The organism is Barnesiella sp. An55 (assembly GCF_002161555.1).
Taxonomy (GTDB): Bacteria; Bacteroidota; Bacteroidia; order Bacteroidales; family Barnesiellaceae; genus Barnesiella; species Barnesiella merdipullorum.
On record NZ_NFHZ01000008.1, the window covers coordinates 122,538 to 144,130 of the forward strand.

Annotated in this window: 15 protein-coding genes; 9 read left to right on the forward strand and 6 right to left on the reverse strand. The window is 54.6% G+C overall.

Annotated elements, in window-relative coordinates; translation table 11 throughout:
- Positions 1 to 27: 27 nt before the first annotated feature.
- From B5G10_RS06695 to B5G10_RS06735, 9 genes are all read left to right on the forward strand, one after another.
- Complete coding sequence (locus B5G10_RS06695; RefSeq protein WP_087423958.1) at positions 28 to 3,207, forward strand: efflux RND transporter permease subunit; 3,180 nt, start codon at positions 28 to 30, stop codon at positions 3,205 to 3,207.
- Between the two features lie 29 nt (positions 3,208 to 3,236).
- Positions 3,237 to 4,646 (forward strand): efflux transporter outer membrane subunit, encoded by a 1,410-nt coding sequence (locus tag B5G10_RS06700; protein ID WP_087423959.1) that lies wholly within the window; start codon positions 3,237 to 3,239, stop codon positions 4,644 to 4,646.
- A gap of 23 nt (positions 4,647 to 4,669) precedes the next feature.
- Entirely contained in the window at positions 4,670 to 5,455 is a 786-nt protein-coding gene (gene lpxA, locus B5G10_RS06705) for an acyl-ACP--UDP-N-acetylglucosamine O-acyltransferase (RefSeq protein WP_087423960.1), read from the forward strand.
- A gap of 238 nt (positions 5,456 to 5,693) precedes the next feature.
- Positions 5,694 to 6,329 (forward strand): TetR/AcrR family transcriptional regulator, encoded by a 636-nt coding sequence (locus B5G10_RS06710; RefSeq protein WP_087423961.1) that lies wholly within the window; start codon positions 5,694 to 5,696, stop codon positions 6,327 to 6,329.
- 56 nt (positions 6,330 to 6,385) lie between these two features.
- Complete coding sequence (locus B5G10_RS06715) at positions 6,386 to 7,864, forward strand: TolC family protein (RefSeq protein WP_087423962.1); 1,479 nt, start codon at positions 6,386 to 6,388, stop codon at positions 7,862 to 7,864.
- A 31-nt stretch (positions 7,865 to 7,895) separates the two neighbouring features.
- Complete coding sequence (locus B5G10_RS06720; protein WP_087423963.1) at positions 7,896 to 8,912, forward strand: efflux RND transporter periplasmic adaptor subunit; 1,017 nt, start codon at positions 7,896 to 7,898, stop codon at positions 8,910 to 8,912.
- Between the two features lie 52 nt (positions 8,913 to 8,964).
- Positions 8,965 to 12,093 carry an efflux RND transporter permease subunit gene (locus tag B5G10_RS06725; RefSeq protein WP_087423964.1) on the forward strand — a complete coding sequence of 1,043 codons (3,129 nt, stop codon included), beginning with the start codon at positions 8,965 to 8,967 and terminating at the stop codon, positions 12,091 to 12,093.
- Between the two features lie 81 nt (positions 12,094 to 12,174).
- A complete protein-coding gene (locus B5G10_RS06730; RefSeq protein WP_087423965.1) occupies positions 12,175 to 12,468 on the forward strand; it encodes a PG0541 family transporter-associated protein in 294 nt (97 codons plus the stop codon).
- 294 nt (positions 12,469 to 12,762) lie between these two features.
- A complete protein-coding gene (locus B5G10_RS06735; RefSeq protein ID WP_087423966.1) occupies positions 12,763 to 13,494 on the forward strand; it encodes a phosphatase in 732 nt (243 codons plus the stop codon).
- Here B5G10_RS06735 and B5G10_RS06740 read toward each other — a convergent pair.
- From B5G10_RS06740 to B5G10_RS06765, 6 genes are read right to left on the reverse strand one after another with little or no spacing between them, the layout of a single operon-like run.
- Entirely contained in the window at positions 13,491 to 14,264 is a 774-nt protein-coding gene (locus B5G10_RS06740; protein ID WP_087423967.1) for an ABC transporter permease, read from the reverse strand. The genes B5G10_RS06735 and B5G10_RS06740 overlap by 4 nt on opposite strands.
- A gap of 3 nt (positions 14,265 to 14,267) precedes the next feature.
- Positions 14,268 to 14,888 (reverse strand): ATP-binding cassette domain-containing protein, encoded by a 621-nt coding sequence (locus B5G10_RS06745; protein WP_087423968.1) that lies wholly within the window; start codon positions 14,886 to 14,888, stop codon positions 14,268 to 14,270.
- On the reverse strand, positions 14,885 to 16,999 hold the full coding sequence (locus B5G10_RS06750) for a S9 family peptidase (protein WP_206396551.1): 2,115 nt from the start codon (positions 16,997 to 16,999) through the stop codon (positions 14,885 to 14,887). Before B5G10_RS06750 ends, B5G10_RS06745 begins: the two co-directional genes overlap by 4 nt.
- Before the next feature lie 10 nt (positions 17,000 to 17,009).
- Positions 17,010 to 18,923 carry a YgiQ family radical SAM protein gene (locus B5G10_RS06755; RefSeq protein WP_087423970.1) on the reverse strand — a complete coding sequence of 638 codons (1,914 nt, stop codon included), beginning with the start codon at positions 18,921 to 18,923 and terminating at the stop codon, positions 17,010 to 17,012.
- 24 nt (positions 18,924 to 18,947) lie between these two features.
- The gene (uvrB, locus tag B5G10_RS06760) at positions 18,948 to 21,044 is read right to left on the reverse strand and encodes an excinuclease ABC subunit UvrB (protein ID WP_087423971.1); all 2,097 of its coding nucleotides are present in this window, start codon (positions 21,042 to 21,044) and stop codon (positions 18,948 to 18,950) included.
- A 13-nt stretch (positions 21,045 to 21,057) separates the two neighbouring features.
- Entirely contained in the window at positions 21,058 to 21,243 is a 186-nt protein-coding gene (locus B5G10_RS06765; RefSeq protein WP_087423972.1) for a PspC domain-containing protein, read from the reverse strand.
- Between the last annotated feature and the right edge of the window lie 350 nt (positions 21,244 to 21,593).

Sequence of the window (21,593 nt, forward strand, 5' to 3'; positions counted from 1 at the left end):
CCTTCAACTTCGAAATAGAACGAAATTATGAAGTTAGACAGATTTATCAATCGCCCGGTATTATCGACCGTTATATCCATTTTCATGGTTATACTGGGCCTTATAGGACTTGTATTTTTGCCCATCACGCAATATCCCGATATTGCACCGCCTACGATACAGGTCTCTACAACCTATACGGGTGCCAATGCCCAGACGATTTTGAACAGTGTTATCGCTCCTTTGGAAGAGTCGATCAACGGTGTGGAAGACATGATGTACATGACTTCGACCGCCACCAATACCGGTTCGGCAACCATTACCGTATATTTCAAGCAGGGAACCGACCCCGATATGGCTGCCGTGAACGTGCAGAACCGGGTATCCAAGGCGCTGAACCTGTTGCCCGCCGAGGTAACGCAGGTGGGTGTGATCACCCAAAAGCGGCAGACCAGTATGCTTATGGTATTCTCGCTTTACAGCCCCGACGACCGGTATAGCCTCGAGTTCCTCGAGAACTATGCCAAGATTAACGTCATCCCCTTGGTACAACGTATTCCCGGTGTGGGTGATGCCAACGTAATGGCCACCGACTACTCGATGCGTATTTGGCTCAAGCCCGACGTGATGGCGCAGTATGGCCTCATGCCTACCGATATTGCCGCTGTGCTGGCCGAGCAGAATATCGAGGCTGCTCCCGGTCAGTTTGGTGACCAGGGTAAGCAGTCGTTCCAGTATGTGCTCACCTACAAGGGCCGTCTGCAAACTCCCGAGGAGTTTGGCGATATGGTCATTCGGGCCGATGCCGACGGACAGATTCTTTATTTAAAAGATGTGGCCGATATCGAGTTGGGTCGTTTGACCTACGGGTTTAAGAACTTCCAGAACGGTCACAACGCCGTGAGCTCCATGATTTATCAGACGGCCGGTTCGAACGCCACCCAGATTATCGGCGATATTACCGACCTGCTCGACGATATTCGCAAAGACCTGCCGGCAGGTATGGAAATCGAGACCACGCTGAATGCCAACGACTTCTTGTTCGCTTCGATTCACGAGGTAATCAAGACACTTATCGAGGCCTTCATCCTGGTATTCTTTGTGGTATATATCTTCTTGCAGGACTTCCGTTCGACGTTGATTCCCGCCATCGCTATCCCGGTATCGCTCATTGGTACCTTCTTTGCCTTGTATCTCATGGGATTCAGCCTCAACCTGCTCACCCTGTGTGCTTTGGTATTGGCCATTGCGATAGTGGTCGATGATGCGATAGTGGTCGTCGAGGGGGTCCACGCCAAGTTGGACCAAGGCTACAAGTCGCCGCGTAAGGCGTCGATCGATGCCATGCGCGAGCTCTCGGGCGCTATCGTCTCGATTACGCTGGTGATGATGTCGGTGTTTATCCCTGTAAGTTTCATGACCGGTACGTCGGGTACCTTCTACCGTCAGTTCGGTCTTACGATGGCTTTCGCCATCGGTTTCTCGGCCATCAACGCCTTGACCCTGAGTCCCGCCCTGTGTGCCATCTTGCTGAAGCCCCACGACAAGGGAGGTGAAGGTCACAAGAAGACGACCTTTATCGACCGGTTCCACACGGCTTTCAACTCGGCATACGATACCCTGTTGAACAAGTATAAGAATGGAGTAAGACATTTCGTGCACCACAAGAAGCTCTCTTTTGTGGGCGTGATTATAGCCATTGTCATTTTGGTAATCCTGATGAATGTAACGCCTACGGGTCTTGTGCCCAACGAGGATACGGGTACCATCATGATTACGGCCGACTTGCAGCCGGGTACCTCGCAGGAGCGCACCGAACAGGTGCTCATGCAGGTCGATAGCATCATCGGGCTGCACCCTGCCGTGAAGGGCCGCACGCAGATTGTAGGTTTCAGCTTCATCGGTGGTCAGGGTAATACCTATGGCTCGTTTATCGTCAAGTTGAAAGACTGGAGCGAGCGTACCGGCAAAGGCATGGATGCCAACTCGGTTATCGGTGCCCTCTATGGCAAGTTTGCCACCGAGATAAAAGATGCCCGTGTGCTCTGCTTCGCACCGCCTATGATTCCGGGTTACAGTATCAGTAACGGTTTTGAGCTGAACTTGCAGGATAAAACGGGTGGTTCGCTCGACCGCTTCTACGAGGTGACTCAGGAGTTCCTGGCCGAGCTGATGAAACGGCCCGAAATCGCCATGGCTTCGACTACCTTCAACCCCTCGTTCCCGCAATACATGGTCGATGTCGATGTAGCCAAGTGCAAGCAGGCCGGTATTAGCCCGAGCGATGTGCTCACCGCCTTGCAAGGTTACATTGGTGGTATGTACTCGTCGAACTTCAACCGGTTTGGTAAACTCTACCGGGTGATGATTCAGGCTGAGCCCAGTGCCCGTGTCAGCCCCGAGAGCCTCAACAATATCAAGATTCGCAACGGGTCCGAGATGGCACCCATCACCAACTTCATCTCTCTGCACAAGGTGTATGGCCCCGATAACATCAACCGTTTCAACATGTTTACCTCAATCAAGATCAACGGTAACCCGGCCGACGGATACAGCTCGGGCGAGGCCATCAAGGCCCTTGAAGAGGTAGCTGCCGAGACCCTGCCCGTAGGTTACGGATACGAGTTCTCGGGTATGACCCGTGAGGAGCAAAGCTCGAGTAGCGGTACCACGGCCATCATCTTCGTGCTCTGTCTGGTATTCGTTTACCTGTTGCTGAGTGCCCAGTACGAGAGCTATGTGCTGCCGCTGTCGGTAATCCTTTCGATACCGTTCGGTTTGGCCGGTAGCTTCATCTTTGCCCTCATGATGGGAGTCGAAAACAACATTTACTTGCAGATTGCCTTGATTATGCTTATCGGTCTGTTGGCCAAGAATGCAATTCTTATTGTCGAGTTCGCTCTCGACCGGCGTCGTACCGGTATGCCTATTATCAATGCCGCCATCGACGGTGCCGCCGCACGTTTGCGTCCTATCCTCATGACCTCGTTGGCCATGGTCATCGGTCTGTTGCCTATGATGTTTGCCAGTGGAGTAGGGGCCAACGGTAACGGAACCTTGGGTGCCGGTGCTGTGGGCGGTATGCTCATCGGTATGATTTGCCAGATATTCATCGTGCCCGCCCTGTTTGTGGTATTCGAGATAATTCAAGAGAAGATCAAACCGCTCAAGTGGGACGACCTGGACAATAAGGAGGTTCTCTCGGAAATCGAGCAGTATTCCAAATAAAATTGAACTCTATATAAAACAGAGAATATATGAAACGAATCCTTTTATATGCCGTATGTGGTTTGACTATGGCGACCACGTTCAATAGCTGCCACATATACAACAAATACCATCGCCCCGACGATGTCATGGTAGAGGGCTTGTTCCGGGATACGGTCTCCGATACCGATACCCTTGCGGGCGATACCGCCAGTTTTGGCGACCTGCCTTGGGAAGAGGTCTTTACCGACCCCATTCTGCAAGACCTCATTCGCACGGGGCTGGAGAAAAACAGCGACTTGCAGACTGCCATGCTGCAAGTCGAGGCTGCCCAGGCCAGTTTCAATGCGGCCCGGTTGGCATTTCTTCCGGCCTTTAACCTTGCCCCGCAAGGTGGTGTGAGCAGTTTCGACAGCAGCAAAGGTACCTGGACCTACAGTGCCCCCGTTACAGCCAGTTGGGAGATCGATATCTTCGGCCGGTTGCTCAACTCCAAGCGCAATGCTAAAGCCATGCTCATGCAGAGCGAAGCCTACAAGCAGGCCGTGCGCACACAAATTATCGCCACTATTGCCAACGGATACTACACGCTGTTGATGCTCGACGAGCAACTCGCCATTACCGAGGAGACCGCCTTGACCTGGCAGAAGAGTGTCGAGACCATCCGGGCCATGAAGGTAGGAGGTATGGCCAACGAGGCCGCCGTAGCCCAAAGCGAGGCCAACAGCTACATGATTGCCGCCTCGATACCTACCCTGCGCCAGCAGATTCGCGAGACCGAAAACAGCCTCTCGACTCTGCTCTACCAGGCTCCGCAGTCGATTCCTCGTGGAAAGTTCCAAGACCAGAAACTCCCCGAGTCCTACCAGGTAGGTGTGCCCGTGCAACTGCTTGCCAACCGACCCGACGTGCGGTCGGCCGAGCTCTCGTTGGCTGCTGCATATTATTCGACCAATATTGCCCGTTCGGCCTTCTATCCCAACATCGTCATTTCGGGTTCGGCCGGATGGACCAACTCGGCCGGTAGCGCCATCGTCAATCCGGGCAAAGTGTTGCTCTCGGCTGCCGCTTCGCTGGTTCAGCCCCTCTTCAACCGGGGCAGCAATATTGCCAACCTCAAAGCCGCCAAGGCTCAACAGCAGATTGCCGCCATCAACTTCCAACAAGCCATCCTGAATGCCGGTGAGGAGGTAAGCAATGCCCTCTATCAAATAGAGACAACCAAAGAGACCCTCGTCAATCGCGAGCAGCAGGTTGCTTCGCTCGAGAAAGCCGTCGAATCGACCATGTCGTTGATGACGTTGGGAACCTCGACCTACCTCGAGGTACTTACCGCCCAACAATCGCTGCTCAATGCCCAGCTGTCGCAAATCTCCGACTCCTACCAGTGCATGGTTGCCGTGATCAACCTGTACCATGCTTTGGGCGGTGGCCGTGAGATAGAGGAAAATACCAAGTAAAAAACGTAAAAAGAGTAGATACTATGATTAGTCCGTTAGCCTATGTCGATCCCAAAGCGGTAATCGGTAACAACGTAACCATTCACCCCTTTGCCTATATCGACAAAGATGTTGTCATCGGCGACAACTGTGTGATATATCCCTATGCCAGCGTATTGGCGGGAACGGTCATGGGAAAAAATAATCGGGTCTTTCAGGGGGCCATCCTGGGTGCCGAGCCGCAAGACTTCCACTACAAGGGCGAACCCACCCGTTTGACTGTTGGCGACAACAATACCATTCGCGAGTATGTCATCATCAATCGCGCCACCCATCCCGAGGGGGAGACCGTTATCGGCAACCACATCTGCATGATGAAGGGAACCCGCATCGGTCACGATTGCCGCGTGGACGACGATTGTATCCTGGGCATCGATTGCGACCTGGCCGGTGAATGTCACATTCACAGCAAAGCCATTTTGGCCGGGCGTGTGATTATCAAGGAGAAGTGCCGTGTAGGTAGCTGGACCCTCGTCAAGAGTGGTTGCCGCACCAGCAAAGACATACCTCCCTACATCCTGGCTGCACACAACCCCATCATGTATAAGGGTATCAACTCCTTTATCTTGCGGAATCAAGGTTTTAGCGAAGCAACCATCGAGAATATTGCGTTGGCCTATCGCCAGGTATATTCGTCGGGTACCAGTCTCGAGAATGCCATCCTACGCATCAAGGAGGTGGTAACTCCCAGTCCCGAGATTGATTATATACTCAAATTCTTTGCCGACTCCAAGATGGGTATCATCGCTACCATCGGTGAAGGCAAATAAAAGAGGGTAGTGCTACCTTGAAAAAAACGAGGCCCGGTTCCAGCAGAACCGGGCCTCGTTTTTTATGTCGCTTGCTGTGTCGGTTGGGGCCGGATGGTATGGAAGAGAACCGATTCTCGAGGCTTGCAGATTTATCGGTGTTTATGATTATTAACAGAACGAGAAATAACTAAGTCGCAGAAAACTTTTTGAGTTTCCAAAGTTTTCTATACATTTGCCCGAACTTATGTAGGGACGAATGATGAACGAGTTACAACTGCGCATAATCGAGCAGGCAACCCCCATGTTTTTGCACTATGGCATCAAGGCCGTTACGATGGATATGATTGCCGCACGGCTGGGTATATCCAAGCGTACGCTGTATGAGAACTTCAAGGAGAAAAACGAGTTGCTGCTGGCCTGCCTCAAGAAAGCCGAGGCCGATCGCAATGCCCGTTTGAAAACCTACTATACCCAGCGACAGAATGTAATCGAGCTGTTGTTGAATGTGCACGAAGATATACTCCGGTTCATGCGCAATGCCAGTCCGGCCTACTTCATCGACATGGAGCGATACTATCCCAAGGTATATGACTGTTATGCCCGGGAGAAGGAGCTTCACAAACGAGCCATCGTGAACCTGTTGCGCGAGGGGATAGGCGAGGGGATGATACGCAGTGACTGTAATCTCGAGATTGTAGCCACGTTGCTCTCGCTGCAATTTGAATTGTTGAAAAACGCCGACCAGATATTCAAGTCGAAATACACCTTTACCGAGATATTCGAGACCATCTTCAAGAGTTTTATCCGGGGCATAGCCACGCCCGAGGGAGTGCGCTATACCGATGAATTTTTTGCTCAACAAGAAAACAAACAGTCGGGTAAAACAGTATAGAATAATTATAGAGATAGTATAAGAATAAAGAACCATTAATAACCTCAAAAGAAACTATGGACAGAAACAAACTCGTGTCCCGAGTCGCAGCCCTGCTGGCCGTTGCTGTTTGGCCGGCCTCCTTGTGGGCACAGACACAGCCGTCGCAGACGCTGGTCCTCGATTTGAAGACCGCTATCGGCATCGCCCTCAACGAAAATCCTACCATCAAGGTTGCCGATGTGGAGATTGAGAAGAAAGACTATTCCAAGAAAGAGACCATCGCCGGCCTCTTCCCCCGCATAGACGGTTCGGCCTCATACAGTCGCACCATCGAAAAGCAGACCATGTATATGGACTCCGAGGCTTTCGACATGAGTGCCATGTTTGCTCCCATCTACAACACGATAGGGCAGCTGCACCCCGAGTTTCAGATGCCGCAGGTGGGCGGTTCCTCCTCTTCGTCGTCGGGCGAGACCGGCATGAAGGTGGGTACCGACAACACCTACTCCGTGGGGCTCAGCGCATCGCTGCCCATCATCGCTCCCCAGTTGTGGAAGAGTGTGCAGCTCTCGAGTGCCGATATCGAGCAGGCCGTCGAGTCGGCCCGGTCGTCACGGCTCAGCATGGTCAATCAGGTAGAGAAGGCCTATTACAGTCTGTTACTGGCCCAGAACTCCTACGAGGTAATCAAGATGAGCTACGACAATGCCAAGCTCAATGCCCAGGACTACAAGCACAAGTTTGAACAGGGAACGGCGTCGGAGTATGACGTGTTGCGGGCCGATGTACAGGTGCGCAATCTCGAGCCTTCGCTGTTGCAGACCGAGAACAGCGTGAAGTTGAGCAAACTGCAACTGAAGGTGCTGATGGGGGTAGATATGGCGGTAGAGATTGAGCTTACCGACCGTCTCGAAGATTATGAAGCCTCGATGTATGAGGAGACGATGAATATCGATACTTCGCTCGAGCAGAACACCGATCTGCGTCAGTTGGACCTCCAGGCTGCCTACCTCAAAAAGGCGGTCGATGTACAGCGCATGGCCTGGTTCCCCACGCTGTCGGCCACGGCCAACTACAACTGGATTTCGATGAGCGACGGCGGCATGTTCAGCGACTTCAGGTGGAGTCCCTATTCGACGATAGGCCTCTCGCTCTCGCTGCCCATCTTCCAGGGCGGTGCCCGTCACTTCCGCATCAAGCAGGCCAAGTCGAATGTCATGCAGTTGGGACTGCAACGCGACAACCTGTTGAACACGCTCTCGATGCAGGTACAGATGTCGATGGACAACATACAGAAATCGATCAAGCAGATAGCTTCCAACAAGGAGGGTGTGCGCCAGGCCGAGAAAGCCTACGCCATCATGCAAAAGAGTTTCGAGATTGGTTCGGCCACATTCATCGAACTCAATGATGCCGACTTGGCTCTCACCAACTCGCGTCTCTCCTACAATCAGGCCATCTACGACTTCCTGGCGGCGAAGTCCGATTTGCAGCTGCTCCTGGGCAATACCGATCTGGAACAGTATCGCCAGCCCGCCGACAACACCAAATAATACACACCGAATATTATAAGAAGATTACCATATGAAAAAGAATCATTTGATTGGCATGATGGCTGCATGTTCGGCCCTGCTGTTCGTGGCCTGTTCGGGTTCGAAAGAGACGACCGGGCAAGCCGAGGAGGAGACGGTTCAACTCGTTAAGGTCGCCCGGGTAACCGAGCAGGCTGTTCCTCAGGTCGTTTCCTACACGGCGACGATCGAACCCTACAAACGCAATCTCATCAGTTCGTCCCTGCCCAACCGCATCAAGAAAATCTATGTCGAGGTGGGCGACCGCGTCTCGGCCGGGCAGAAACTGGTCGATCTCGACCGGGCCAACCTGGCGCAGCAGAAACTCCAGCTCGATAACCTTGAACTGGAATATAACCGGGTGAAAGAACTCTTTGCCGTGGGGGGCGCCTCGCAGCAACAGGTCGATCAGATGCGTACCCAATACGAAACGGCCAAGACCTCGTATGAGAATCTCGACGAGAACACCGTGCTGGTGAGTCCCACCAACGGTGTGGTGACGGCCCGCAACTTCGACAATGGCGATATGGCCAGCGGAGCCATCCTCACCGTCATGCAGATACAGCCGGTAAAGGTGCAGGTGAATGTGTCGGAGAGCGACTTTACGAAAGTGAAGCTGGGCATGCCGGTCGATGTCAACGTCGAGGTTTATGGCGATGAGGTGTTCAAGGGAAAAGTGTCGCTCATACACCCCACCATCGATGCCTCTACCCGCACGTTTGTGACCGAAATCAATATTCCCAATGCCGATGGCCGCATTCGTCCCGGCATGTTTGCCCGGGTCAATATCGACTTTGGCAACGTGAACCGCGTGGTGGTTCCCGACCAGGCTGTCGTGAAACGTTCGGGGTCGGGCGACCGTTTTGTCTATGTCTATAAAGACGGGAAGGTATCCTTCAACCAAGTGCAGTTGGGGCGCCACATGGACACCAGCTACGAGCTCATCTCGGGGGTCGAGAACGGCTCCGAGGTGGTCATTGCCGGACAGTCACGCCTGAAAGACGGCGCACCCGTCAAAGTTGTCGAATGACAGTAGCCCCACATTGTTCACTTAAACCATTCACCCTTAAAGAGAAAAATCTATGAGTCTATACGAAGGTTCGGTAAAGAAACCAATCATGACCTCGCTCTGCTTCGTAGCGGTGGCCATTCTGGGTATCTTTTCCTACACCAAACTGCCTATCGACCTCTATCCCGATATCGAGACCAACATGATTATGGTGATGACCGCCTATCCCGGTGCCAGCGCCGCCGATGTAGAGAACAACGTGACCCGTCCTCTGGAGAATGCGCTCAACGCCGTGAGCGACTTGAAGCACATCACCTCCGAGTCGAAAGAGAACATGTCGCTCATCACACTCGAGTTTGAATATGGCGAGGATATCGATGTGCTCACCAACGATGTGCGCGACAAACTCGATATGGTCAAGTCGGAGCTGCCCGATGATTCGGAGAACCCCATCATCTTCAAGTTCAGCTCCGATATGATTCCTATCGTTATCCTCTCGGTACAGGCCAACGAGAGTATGCCCGCCCTTTACAAGATTCTCGACGACAACGTGGCCAGTCCGTTGGCCCGTATCAGCGGCGTAGGTTCGGTGTCGATAAGCGGTGCACCCGAGCGTGAAATTCAGGTCTATGTCGATCCCGTGAAGCTCGAGGCCTACAACCTTAGCGTCGAGACCATCGCCTCGGTCATCGGAGCCGAGAACCGCAACGTGCCCGGCGGTACGTTCGACGTGGGTTCCGACACCTATTCGCTGCGTGTGCAGGGCGAGTTCAGCGATGCCTCGCAGATGAACGATATCGTCGTGGGCAACTTTGGCGGCAAAACCATCTATTTGCGCGATGTGGCCGTGGTACACGACTCGGTCGAGGAGCGCGCCCAAGAGACCTACAACAACGGCGTGCAGGGTGCCATGCTTGTGATTCAGAAACAGTCGGGAGCCAACTCGGTCGAGATCTCCAACCAGGTAATGAAGGCTTTGCCCCGCTTGCAGAAAAATCTGCCCAGCGACGTGAAACTGGGTGTCATCATCGATACCTCCGACAACATACGCAATACCATCGACACGCTGTTCGAGACGGTAATACTGGCTCTGCTCTTCGTCTCGATTGTCGTCTTCTTCTTCCTGGGACGCTGGCGTGCCACCATCATTATCGTAATCACGATTCCTATTTCGCTGGTAGCCTCGTTTATCTACCTGGCGGCCACAGGCAACTCACTCAACATCATATCGCTCTCGTCGCTCTCCATCGCCATTGGTATGGTGGTCGATGATGCCATTGTGGTACTCGAGAACGTCACCAACCACATCGAGCGGGGCAGCGACCCCAAGCAGGCGGCCGTGCACGGTACCAACGAGGTGGGCCTCTCGGTTGTGGCCTCTACGCTCACGCTTATCGCCGTGTTCTTCCCCCTCACGCTGGTAACCGGTATGACGGGTGTCCTCTTCAAGCAGTTGGGATGGATGGTAACCATCATCATGGTCATCTCTATCGTGTGCGCCTTGTCGCTCACCCCCATGCTCTGCTCTCGTCTGCTGAAGCTGCAACCCAAACAGTCGCGCGTGTTCAAACTGCTCTACGGGCCCATCGAGAAGGGGCTCGACGCCTTCGACAACGGCTATGCCCGCCTGTTGCACTGGGCCGTGGGGCACCGCACCATTGTGATTGTGGGCTGTATGTCGTTCTTTGTGCTCAGCCTCTTCCTGGTACGATTCGTGGGATCGGAGTTCATGCCCACTCAAGATAATGCCCGTATCGGGGTGACCGTAGAGATGCCTATCGGTACCCGCACCGAGATTACAAAAGAGGTGGGTATGCGCCTCTATCGCCAGTGGATGGAGCAATATCCCGAAATCGAGGTTTGTAACTTTACCGTGGGCCAGGCCAGTACCGACAACGTGTTTGCCTCGATGACCGACAACGGTTCCCACATCCTCACCTACAACATCAGTCTGAGCGATCCCGACAAGCGCAAGCGCACCTTGTCGGAGATTTGCGACCTCATGCGTAAAGACCTTGCCGGCTATCCCGAAATCAAGAAATCGCAGGTGAACCTGGGTGGCGGTATGTCGGCCATGGGTGGTGAGACCACCCTCGACTATGAGGTTTATGGTTACTCTTTCGAGGAGTCGGACAGTGTAGCCGCACAGCTCTCGGCCATGCTTCGCGAGATCAAGGGTGTGAGCGAGGTGCGCATCAGCCGCGGCGACTATCAGCCCGAGTATCAGGTCGATTTCGACCGGGAGAAACTGGCCCTCAACGGTCTCAACCTCACCACGGCAGCCACCTATCTGCGCAATCGCATCAACGGTGCCACGGCCTCGCAGTTCCGCGAGGAGGGCGAGGAGTATGACATCAAGGTGATGTATGCTCCCGAGTATCGTACCTCGATTGAGGATATCGAGAATATCATGGTCTATAATGCCCAGGGCAAAGGGGTGCGCATCAAAGAGTTGGGCACTGTGGTCGAGCGTTTCTCGCCGCCTACCATCGAGCGTAAGGACCGCGAGCGTATAAACACCGTGTCGGCCATCCTCTCGGGGGTTGCGATGAGCGATGTGGTCGCCGAGGCTCAAAAGAAGATCGACCAGATGTCGATACCTTCGGGCATCTCCATTCAGTTGTCGGGTTCTTATGAAGACCAGCAAGACTCGTTTAGCGACCTGTTCATGCTCATGTACCTCATTATCATACTCGTGTTCATTGTGATGGCAGCCCAGTTCGAGTCGTTGACCTACCCGTTCATCATCATGTTCTCGCTGCCCTTCGCCTTCTCGGGAGTCTTCCTGGCCCTGTGGCTATCGGGCAACTCGCTCAACGTGATGTCGCTTATCGGAGCCATCATGCTTATCGGTATCGTGGTGAAAAATGGTATCGTGCTCATCGACTACATCTCGTTGAACCGCGAGCGGGGCATGGGTATCCGCGAGGCCGTGGTCAAGGGTGGTCACTCCCGTCTGCGTCCGGTAATCATGACTACCCTCACCACCATCTTGGGTATGGTGCCCATGGCGGTAGGTACCGGCCAGGGTTCCGAGATGTGGCGTCCCATGGGTACGGCCGTAATCGGTGGTCTCACCGTATCGACGATTCTTACCCTTATCCTCATTCCCGTGCTCTACTGTGTATTTGCTTCGGTGGGTGTGAAGCGCCGTCGCAAGAAACACCACGAGCGTCTATCGACCAGTAACTCCAATTCATAAACCTACAATGTTCGGTTCCCTATCTCTCATTCCAAAAAAGGGGAATAGGGGGCCGGACTCTAAAAATACATTCGACTCAATATGAAATCGGTTTTTATCACTTTCGACCAGGCCCATTATGTGCAGATTATCGAGACTCTCGACAAGCTGTCGTGCCGCGGATACTCCTATTTCGAACAGGTGCGGGGCCGTGGCTCCAAAACCGGCGAACCGCACTACGGCAGTCATGCCTGGCCTTCGATGTGCTCGGCCATCATCACCATGGTCGATGATGCCAAGGTAGAGCCGCTATTGAAGCGCTTGCGCCAGATGGACGAGGAGGCTCCCCAATTGGGGTTGCGGGCCTTTGTCTGGACCATCGAACAGTCTATCTGACTGGCTTGGCCGACAAGAAATAGAACGTGCCGTCATCGTTCCCTTCGAGGTTTGGTGGCGGCGCGTCTGTTTTTTATTCAAATACTGTGTCTTGGGTTTTCCTCTGCACTCACACCTTTAGATAAGATAGGATGCGTCTCAGTATAAAAATCAAGCAAGCCTGTTTTTCTACTTTCGCCTTTCACTATCTTTGCAAACTGCGAAAATAGGAGTCGGTTCGGCAAAAAGCTCAAGCAAGCTTGGCTTTCTGCACTCACCTTTCACTATCTTTGCAAAAGATTAAGGAGGTCTGTTATGAATGTTCTGTTAGATGTACACACGCACACGATAGCCAGCGGCCATGCCTTCAGCACGCTGCAAGAGATGGTACAGGCTGCGGCCGACAAAGGGTTGCAGATACTGGGTATTACCGAGCATACGGGCGGAATTCCCGGCACCTGTTCCGATATCTATTTCCGTAATCTGCCGGTGGTACCGCGTCAGATGTATGGAGTAGAGTTGCTATTGGGTGCCGAAATCAACATTGTCGATTATGACGGTCGTCTCGATTTGGAGGAGAAGTATTTCCGATTTCTCGACCTGCGCATTGCCGGGTTACATTCGCTGTGCTATCGGCCGGGCGATATCGACCAGAATACGTCGGCTGTGCTGGGGGCTATCTGTAACCCGCATATCGACATCATCAGCCATCCGGGCGACGGTACGGCCGATCTCTATTTCGAACCACTGGTATTGGCTGCCAAGGAGAATGGTGTGTTGCTCGAAATTAACAACAGTTCGCTCAATCCCTATCGTCACAAAGAGAAGGCGATGGGCAACAATCTTGAGATTCTGCGGCTGTGCAAGCGCTATGGGCAACCCGTCATCCTGGGGAGCGATGCCCACATTTCGTTCTCGATAGCCGATTATCATTGGCTATATCCGTTGCTGTCGGCAACCGAGTTTCCCGAGGAACTTATTCTCAACGACAAGCCCGAGGCTTTCAAGGCTCGGCTGAAGAGAAACCGCGAGGAGACCGTGCTCTAAAATCGCATCATGCCATAGCGGTCGAAAGTCTTGCGTCGCGATATCCACAGCGTGAGCAATACCGAGATGAGCGACGAGGCAAAGATGGTAATCATGAGCATAATCTGGTATTTTATGGCTACGCTGGGACTGCTGCCGCCCAATATCTGTCCGGTCATGGTGCCGGGCAGAGCAATGAGTCCCATCACGGCCATCGAGGCGATGGTGGGGTTGAACGACTTGATGAGGGCCTCGCGCATGAAGGGAGCGAGCGATTCGCCGGGCGAGGCACCGTTGCCCAACAGGTAGAGGTAGAGTTGACGCTCCCGGTTGAGCGACCCATAGAACGAGTTGAGGGCAATCACGTTGGCCGAGAGCATATTCCCCAGAATCATGCCGCTGATGGGGACAAAATAGCGGGCGGTAAAAATCTTTTCGGGCCTTACCACCAGACCCAGGAAGTAGAAGTCGATGATGAGCAGCGACACCAGAAAGGCCACGGCCACGGCCATGAACAGCATCTTTTGTGGCAGTTTGGTGCGCTTGAGCACCGTCGATGAGGCGATGGCAATCATGAAAAGCACCCACAACAGGTTTATCCACACACTATCCCACAGAAACAGATACTCGAGGTAGAACCCGATGAAGAAGAGTTGTACCGTCATGCGCAGGGCCGCCCACAACGTGTCTTTCACCAGGCCGGTGCGGTAGCGGTAGAGGAAGTAGGTAGGGATGATGAGCAGCAAAAATCCCAAAGCCATGTGGCCATAGCCAATGTTTATCGTTTCCATAATTCAGTCTCCGATATAAATCTTTCGGTCAAACGAGTCGATGAAACGGGCGTCATGCGAGACCATCAGCACGGTAGCCTCGTGCAGCGAACGAATGTAGTCGATTACCCGGGTGATGGAGTCGGGGTCGAGAGCCGAGGTAGGCTCGTCGAGCAACACGATCTCTTTGTGGAGCAGGGCGGCAATCATGAGCATGATACGTTGTCGCTGGCCGCCCGATATCTCGATAGAGCGTTTGTCATACAGCTCGGGTTCCAGTCCCAGCCGGTCGAAGTGTTCCATGACGGTAGCCCGTGTGGGTTTCTGTGACTGGTTGGCCCGCAGCCTGAAGGGGGCTTCGATCAGTTCTTGTATCGTGTCGTAGGGGAGGGTAAACTCCTGAGGCAACCAGGCCGTGCGACGTCGCACCTGTTGCACGGTGGTGGCGTCGAGCGTGCGACCATCGATGCGGATGGTACCCTCGTCGGGCAAGACAAAGCCGGGTACCGAAGCAAGAAGGGTGCTTTTACCGTGCCCCGAAGGGCCGTAAAGCACCGCTTTCTCGCCCCGGGCGATGCAACACGTGAAGTGTTGCATCAAGGGCTTGTTGTCATAAATAAAGGTGAGATTGTCAAACTCGATCATTTCGTCGGTTCCGGGTTCTCGGTTTGAGTCTGAGGTTTCAGCCAGCGGTCGAGCCAACGGAAGAAGATCCGTTGCCACAGCACGCCGTTCTGGGGTTTCAAAATCCAGTGGTTCTCGTCGGGGAAGATGAGCATCTCGGCCGGTATGCCACGCAGCTTGGCGGCATTGAAGGCCGACATGCCTTGCGAGGCGAGGATGCGGAAGTCATACTCTCCGTGAGTGATGAGGATAGGGGTATCCCATTGATCTACAAATTTGTGGGGCGAGGTAGCAAACGTGCGTTGAGCCGTAGCGTTGTTCTTGTCCCAGGGAGCACCACCCATATCCCAGTTGGCAAACCACATCTCCTCGGTCTCGACATACTGTTGCTCGAGGTTGAAGATACCGGCGTGGGCAATGAAGGCTTTGAACCGTTTTTGGTGATGACCGGCCAGCCAATATACCGAGAAGCCGCCATAGCTGGCACCCACGGCTCCCATGTGGTCGCCATCGACATAGGGTTCTTTCTTCATCTCGTCGGTAGCGCTGAAGTAGTCTTTCATGTTCTGGCCGCCGTAGTCGCCGCTAATCTGTTCGAGCCACTCTTGACCGAAGCCGTAGAGGCCGCGACGGTTGGGGGCGATGACGATGTAGCCGTTGGCTGCCATCAGTTGCAGGTTCCAGCGATAGGACCAGAACTGGCTGACGGGTTGTTGCGGGCCACCCTGGCAGTAGAGAATGGCAGGATATTTCTTCGAGGGGTCGAAGTGGGGCGGATAGACAATCCAGGTGAGCATCTTCTTGTTGTCGGTTGTCGTGATCCAACGCTCCTCGACCTTACCCATGGTGAGTTGGTCGAGAATCTCCTTGTTCTCGAACGAGAGTTCTTTCACCTCTTTGGTTTGGGGATTGACGCTGTAAATCTCGTCGGGTTGCGACAGCGAGTGGCGCATAGCGATGAGGCAGCTCTCGTTCACGGGAGCCAGCGAAGCATAGTCGTAGTAGCCGGTGGTAATCTGCTCGATTTTCTTGTCGAGACCCACGCGGAAGATGTGAATCTCGCCCTGGTAGGCCGAGCGGATGAAGAGCGACTGTCCGTCGGGGGCCCAGGCCAGTTCGTCGGTGCTGTAATCGAAGTCGGCCGTGAGGTCTTGTTTCTCGCCGGTAGCCATGTTCATGATGAAGAGGCGGTTCTTGTCCGACTCATAGCCGTCGCGCTCCATGCTGCCCCAGGCCAGGTATTTGCCGTCGGGCGAGAAGGCAGGCGTGGTGTCGTAGCCCATCATGCCCTCGGTGAGGTTGCGGGTCTGCTTGGTGGCCAGGTCGTAGAGGTAGATGTCGGAGTTGGTCGAAATCGAATACTCCAGACCGGTTTTCTTGCGGCTGGTATAGGCTACGGCCTTGCTGTCGGGAGTCCAGGCAAACGACTCGATGCCGCCGAAGGGTTTCATGGGCGACTCGTAGGGCTCGCCCTCCATGATGTCGGTGATGCCCGACAGTTCCTTGCCGTCGAACGAGGCGATGTAGGGATGCGGAATCTCCTCGACCCACTCGTCCCAGTGTTTATACATGAGGTCGTCGATCACACGGCCGGTAGCCTTGTCGAGGTCGGGGTAGATGTCCGAGGCCTTCTGGCTGTACTTCACGTTGCCGATAAAGAGAATCTGTTTCTCGTCGGGCGAGAAGAGAAATCCGTTGATACCCTTCTCGTGGTGGCTTATCTGCCGGGCGTTGCTGCCGTCGGCCTCCATGATCCACAGTTGCGAGTCGCCGCTCTTGCCCGAGAGGTAGGCAATCTGTTTGCCGCCGTTAATCCACACGGCGTTACCTTCCGACTCGGGGGTACAGGTAATCTGTTTCTTGTTCTGTCCGTCGATATCCATCACGAAGAGCTCTCGGTTGCTCTTGTTCTGCTCGAGGTTCTCGTAGGTGACACCAAACAGAATTTTGCTCTTGTCGGGCGAAACCACGGGGTCGCTCACTCGGCCGAAAGCCATGAGCACCTCGGTAGTCATGATTCCGTTTTCGACTTTTACGGACTGCTTGCCGATAATGTCGCCGGTTTTCCCGGTCGGCTGACAGGCTGTTGCCAATAAAGCTCCTGCCATCATCATACAATTTAATTTGTTCATAAATAATGGTTTATAGATTGTTCTTGTTTCTCTTGCCTTTTTCGGGTCGGGGCGGTTTGTGTTCGCCCACGATGCGGGCCGGCTTGCGCCACGGCACATTGCCATAGAGTTTCTCGAGCAGGTCGTAGCGGTGCATGCGCCTGAGCGAGCTTTGTATATCGTCGCGTTTCTCGGGCAGATACCAGAAGAAGTATTTGCGCTGGTTGAGTTTCTCGTCGGGTTTGCGGGCGGTAAACACCTTCTCGCCCGTGTAGGGGTGGATGCCGGTGTAGTAGATTTCGGTCGAGAGGGTCATGGGGGTAGGCGTGAAATCCTGTACCTGCTCCAGCTTGAAGTTCATGTGCTTCGTCAGAGCCGCCAGTTCGGCCATATCCTCCTCGGTACAGCCCGGATGACTCGAGATGAAGTAGGGAATAATCTGCTGATTGAGTCCCTGCTCGCGGTTGATGCGGTCGAAGATGCGCTTGAACTCCTCGAAGAGCGTGAACGACGGTTTGCGCATGATGGCCAGCACGCGGTCTGAGGTGTGCTCGGGAGCCACCTTCAGCCGGCCCGATACGTGTCGGGCAATCAACTCCTCGGTATAGCGGCGGGTGCATCGGTTCAGCTCGTCGTTTTTGTGGCGGTGCAGCAACAGGTCGTAGCGCACGCCGCTGCCGATGAACGACTTCTTGATACCCGGCAGGGCATCGACGGCATGGTAGATGTCGAGCAGGTCGCTGTGGTCGCCGTTGAGGTTGGGGCATATCTGTGGGGCCAGGCACGAAGGGCGTTTGCACTTGTGGCACAACTCCTCGTTCTGGCCGTGCATGCGGTACATGTTGGCCGAGGGGCCGCCCAGGTCGCTCAGGTACCCTTTGAAATCGGGCATTGCCGTGATTTGCTTCACCTCTTTGAGGATAGACTCCTTGGAACGCGAGGCGATGAATTTGCCCTGATGGGCCGAGATGGTGCAGAAGGCGCAACCGCCAAAACAGCCCCGGTGCAGATTGACCGAGAACCTGATCATCTCGTAGGCCGGTATGGTCTTGCCCTTGTAGCGCGGGTGAGGCATGCGGGTATAGGGCAGGTCGAACGAGGCGTCTATCTCGGCCTCGGTCATGGGCGGGTAGGGTGGATTGACCACGATGACCCGATTGCCCACCTGTTGCCACAGCCGCTTGGCGTGGTATTTGTTCGACTCCTCCTCGATGTGGCGGAAGTTCTCGGCCTGCTTGCGCTTGTGTTGCAGACACTCCTCGTGCGAGGCCAGCACGATGTTGTGCTCGTCCTCGACGATGGCGGGCGCCTTCGAGGCCGGTTGTATGGTAGCCGTCTGTGGTATGTCGGTGAGCTGGTCGATGGTTTCGCCCCGTTGCAGCCGCCGGGCAATCTCGACGATGGGCCGCTCGCCCATGCCATAGATGAGCAGGTCGGCGGGACAGTTGGCCAGGATGCCCGGCAACAGTTTGTCCTGCCAGTAGTCGTAGTGGGTGAGCCGTCGCATCGAAGCCTCGATGCCGCCGATGATTACCGGTGTATCGGGGAACAGCTCCTTGAGTATGCGGCTATACACCACGGTGGGATAGTCGGGGCGCATGCCATGTCGTCCGTTGGGGGTGTAGGCATCGTCGCTGCGCATGCGCTTGTTGGCCGTGTAGTGGTTGACCATCGAGTCCATGGCTCCGGCCGAGATGCCGAAGAAGAGTCGGGGCGTGCCCAATTTCTTGAAGTCGCGCAAGTCGTCCTGCCAGTTGGGCTGGGGCACGATGGCCACGCGAAGCCCCTCGGCCTCGAGTATGCGCCCGATGACGGCCGCCCCGAACGAGGGGTGATCGACATAGGCATCGCCCGAGAACAGAATCACATCGACATAATCCCAGCCTCGCAACTCCAGCTCTTTGCGGGTCGTGGGCAACCAGTCTTGCAATCGGTATTCTTTCATCTCTGTGACGGTATAGGTTTATAGTCAGGCAGTAGGCTTGTCGGCCGCTGTCTGCTGTTGCAGTAAATCTTCCAGTTTTATCAGTTCGTCGCGATACTGGGCCGCCTCGATAAACTCCATCTTCTTGGCCGCCTCGACCATCTGTCGGCGAGTGCGCTCGATGGACTTTTGCAGTTGATCGCGGTTCATGTACTTCACCACGGGGTCGGCCGCCACATCGACATGTTCGAGATACTCGTCGCTGTATGCCTTTGCGGGTTGGCTCGGTTTGACCGCCTTCGACGGTTTTCCCGGTTGCGGTTGAGTCTGTGGCTTGGCTTCGGCGGCGGCCCCGAGCAGCGACGAGCTTTTGGCTTTCTGTATCGCCTTGGGGGTGATGTGGTTGGCCTCGTTGTAGGCCAACTGCTTCTCCCGTCGGCGGTTGGTCTCGTCGATGGTCTTCTGCATGCTCTCGGTAATGCGGTCGGCATACATGATAACTCGACCGTTGAGGTTTCGGGCGGCCCGACCCACCGTTTGGGTGAGCGACCGGTGCGACCGCAGGAATCCCTCCTTGTCGGCATCGAGTATGGCCACGAGCGATACCTCGGGCAGGTCGAGACCTTCGCGCAGCAGGTTCACCCCGATGAGCACATCGTAAACGCCGGCCCGCAGGTCGTCGAGAATCTTGATGCGGTCGAGGGTATCGACATCGGAGTGTATGTAGTTGCAGTGGATATCGAGTTTGGTCAGGTAGCTGTTCAGCTCCTCGGCCATGCGTTTGGTCAGGGTGGTCACCAGTACCCGTTCGTCGCGTTCGATGCGCAACTGAATCTCCTCGAGCAGGTCGTCTATCTGGTTGAGGCTGGGCCGTACCTCGATTACGGGGTCGAGCAGACCTGTGGGTCGAATCACCTGTTCGACCACGACCCCCTCGCTCTTCTCGAGTTCATAGTCGGCCGGCGTGGCACTCACATAGATAATCTGGCGTGCCAGACTCTCAAACTCGTCGAACTTGAGCGGACGATTGTCCACGGCTGCCGGCAGGCGGAAACCATACTCCACCAGATTCATCTTGCGCGAGCGGTCGCCCCCATACATGGCTCTGATTTGTGGCACGGTCACGTGGCTCTCGTCGATGATGGTGAGGAAGTCTTTGGGGAAATAGTCGAGCAGACAGAAGGGGCGGGTACCCGCCTCGCGACCGTCGAAGTAGCGCGAGTAGTTCTCGATACCCGAGCAATGGCCTATCTCGCGAATCATCTCCACGTCGTAGGTCACCCGTTCATAGAGGCGTTTGGCCTCGAGGTTCTTCCCGATCGATTTGAAAAACTCCACCTGTTTGCCCAGGTCGATTTCAATTTCGCCGATGGCCTTGTCGATACGCTCTTTGGTTGTGACAAAGAGGTTGGCCGGGAAAATCTTGTAAGTGTCGAACGTGCCCGTGCTGCTACCCGTAGCCGGGTCGATGGTACGAATCGACTCGATCTCCTCGCCCCAGAATTCGACGCGTACAATCGTGTCGTCGTAGGCCAGGTAGATATCGACCGTGTCGCCCTTCACCCTGAAGTTACCCCGGTTCAACTCCACCTCGTTGCGCGAGTAGAGCGAATCGACCAGGTGGCGCAGCAGACGGTTGCGTCCGATGTTGTCGCCCACCTTCACCTCGATGACGTTGCTGTGGAAATCCTCGGGGTTGCCGATGCCATACAGGCACGACACAGACGAGACCACAATCACATCCTTGCGCCCCGACAGCAGGGCCGAGGTCGTGGAGAGCCGCAGGCGATCTATCTCCTCGTTGATGGCAAGGTCTTTTTCTATATAGGTATCGGTCGAGGGGATATACGCCTCGGGTTGATAGTAGTCGTAGTAAGATACAAAGTATTCGACCGCGTTCTCGGGGAAGAACCCTTTGAACTCGTTGTAGAGCTGGGCCGCCAGGGTCTTGTTGTGACTCAGGATGAGGGTAGGTTTCTGTACCCGTTCGATAACGTTGGCCATGGTGAACGTCTTACCCGAGCCCGTCACGCCCAGCAACGTCTGGTACGGAGTGCCGTCGAGCACACCCCGGCTCAGTTCGTCAATGGCCTCGGGTTGGTCGCCCGTGGGACGGTAGGGTGAAATGAGTTTGAAATCCATGACAATCGTTTCGTTAAGACTCGGGAATAATCAAGCAGAGGATAAAATATACCACCACCGCTGTGCCGACGGTTCCAATCGACAGCAGCACATAAATGATGCGCACCACGGTGGGGTCCAGGTCCAGATATTCACCTATACCGGCACATACACCGCCTATCATGCGGTTGTATCGAGGTCGAGTGAGTCGCTTGTTCATAATACTTTTTAAGCTAAGCCATCAACAGGCGGCATTTCAACGGCCACCTGTTTTCGCAATTTAGGGCAAAGATAGTGCAAAGCGAGGGTAAAAACAAGCCTGCGGCTCCATCGTTTTGTGAGGGTGGGTGCGAATGGGGGCTGGGCAGGAGGTTTGGAAATCGGCCTACCCTGGGAGAGGAACCTGTTGCGATGAGGGTGTTGCCGATCTCGTTTCGCTGCTCGTCGATACCACTGCTGTCCGGAGAAATTTTACCATAAAGTAGGTTGCTCGACAGAACCCGCCTCCGGAACACAAACGGGAGTTGTCGGCTGATTATAAATTTCACGGATATCCGCCCTCTGGAAGAG

Bases quoted from the DNA above. Each gene is read 5' to 3' on its own strand.
- B5G10_RS06695 (WP_087423958.1), top strand. From the start codon at position 28: ATGAAGTTAGACAGATTTATCAATCGCCCGGTATTATCGACCGTTATA.
- B5G10_RS06700 (WP_087423959.1), top strand. From the start codon at position 3,237: ATGAAACGAATCCTTTTATATGCCGTATGTGGTTTGACTATGGCGACC.
- lpxA (WP_087423960.1), top strand. From the start codon at position 4,670: ATGATTAGTCCGTTAGCCTATGTCGATCCCAAAGCGGTAATCGGTAAC.
- B5G10_RS06710 (WP_087423961.1), top strand. From the start codon at position 5,694: ATGATGAACGAGTTACAACTGCGCATAATCGAGCAGGCAACCCCCATG.
- B5G10_RS06715 (WP_087423962.1), top strand. From the start codon at position 6,386: ATGGACAGAAACAAACTCGTGTCCCGAGTCGCAGCCCTGCTGGCCGTT.
- B5G10_RS06720 (WP_087423963.1), top strand. From the start codon at position 7,896: ATGAAAAAGAATCATTTGATTGGCATGATGGCTGCATGTTCGGCCCTG.
- B5G10_RS06725 (WP_087423964.1), top strand. From the start codon at position 8,965: ATGAGTCTATACGAAGGTTCGGTAAAGAAACCAATCATGACCTCGCTC.
- B5G10_RS06730 (WP_087423965.1), top strand. From the start codon at position 12,175: ATGAAATCGGTTTTTATCACTTTCGACCAGGCCCATTATGTGCAGATT.
- B5G10_RS06735 (WP_087423966.1), top strand. From the start codon at position 12,763: ATGAATGTTCTGTTAGATGTACACACGCACACGATAGCCAGCGGCCAT.
- B5G10_RS06740 (WP_087423967.1), bottom strand. From the start codon at position 14,264: ATGGAAACGATAAACATTGGCTATGGCCACATGGCTTTGGGATTTTTG.
- B5G10_RS06745 (WP_087423968.1), bottom strand. From the start codon at position 14,888: ATGATCGAGTTTGACAATCTCACCTTTATTTATGACAACAAGCCCTTG.
- B5G10_RS06750 (WP_206396551.1), bottom strand. From the start codon at position 16,999: ATGAACAAATTAAATTGTATGATGATGGCAGGAGCTTTATTGGCAACA.
- B5G10_RS06755 (WP_087423970.1), bottom strand. From the start codon at position 18,923: ATGAAAGAATACCGATTGCAAGACTGGTTGCCCACGACCCGCAAAGAG.
- uvrB (WP_087423971.1), bottom strand. From the start codon at position 21,044: ATGGATTTCAAACTCATTTCACCCTACCGTCCCACGGGCGACCAACCC.
- B5G10_RS06765 (WP_087423972.1), bottom strand. From the start codon at position 21,243: ATGAACAAGCGACTCACTCGACCTCGATACAACCGCATGATAGGCGGT.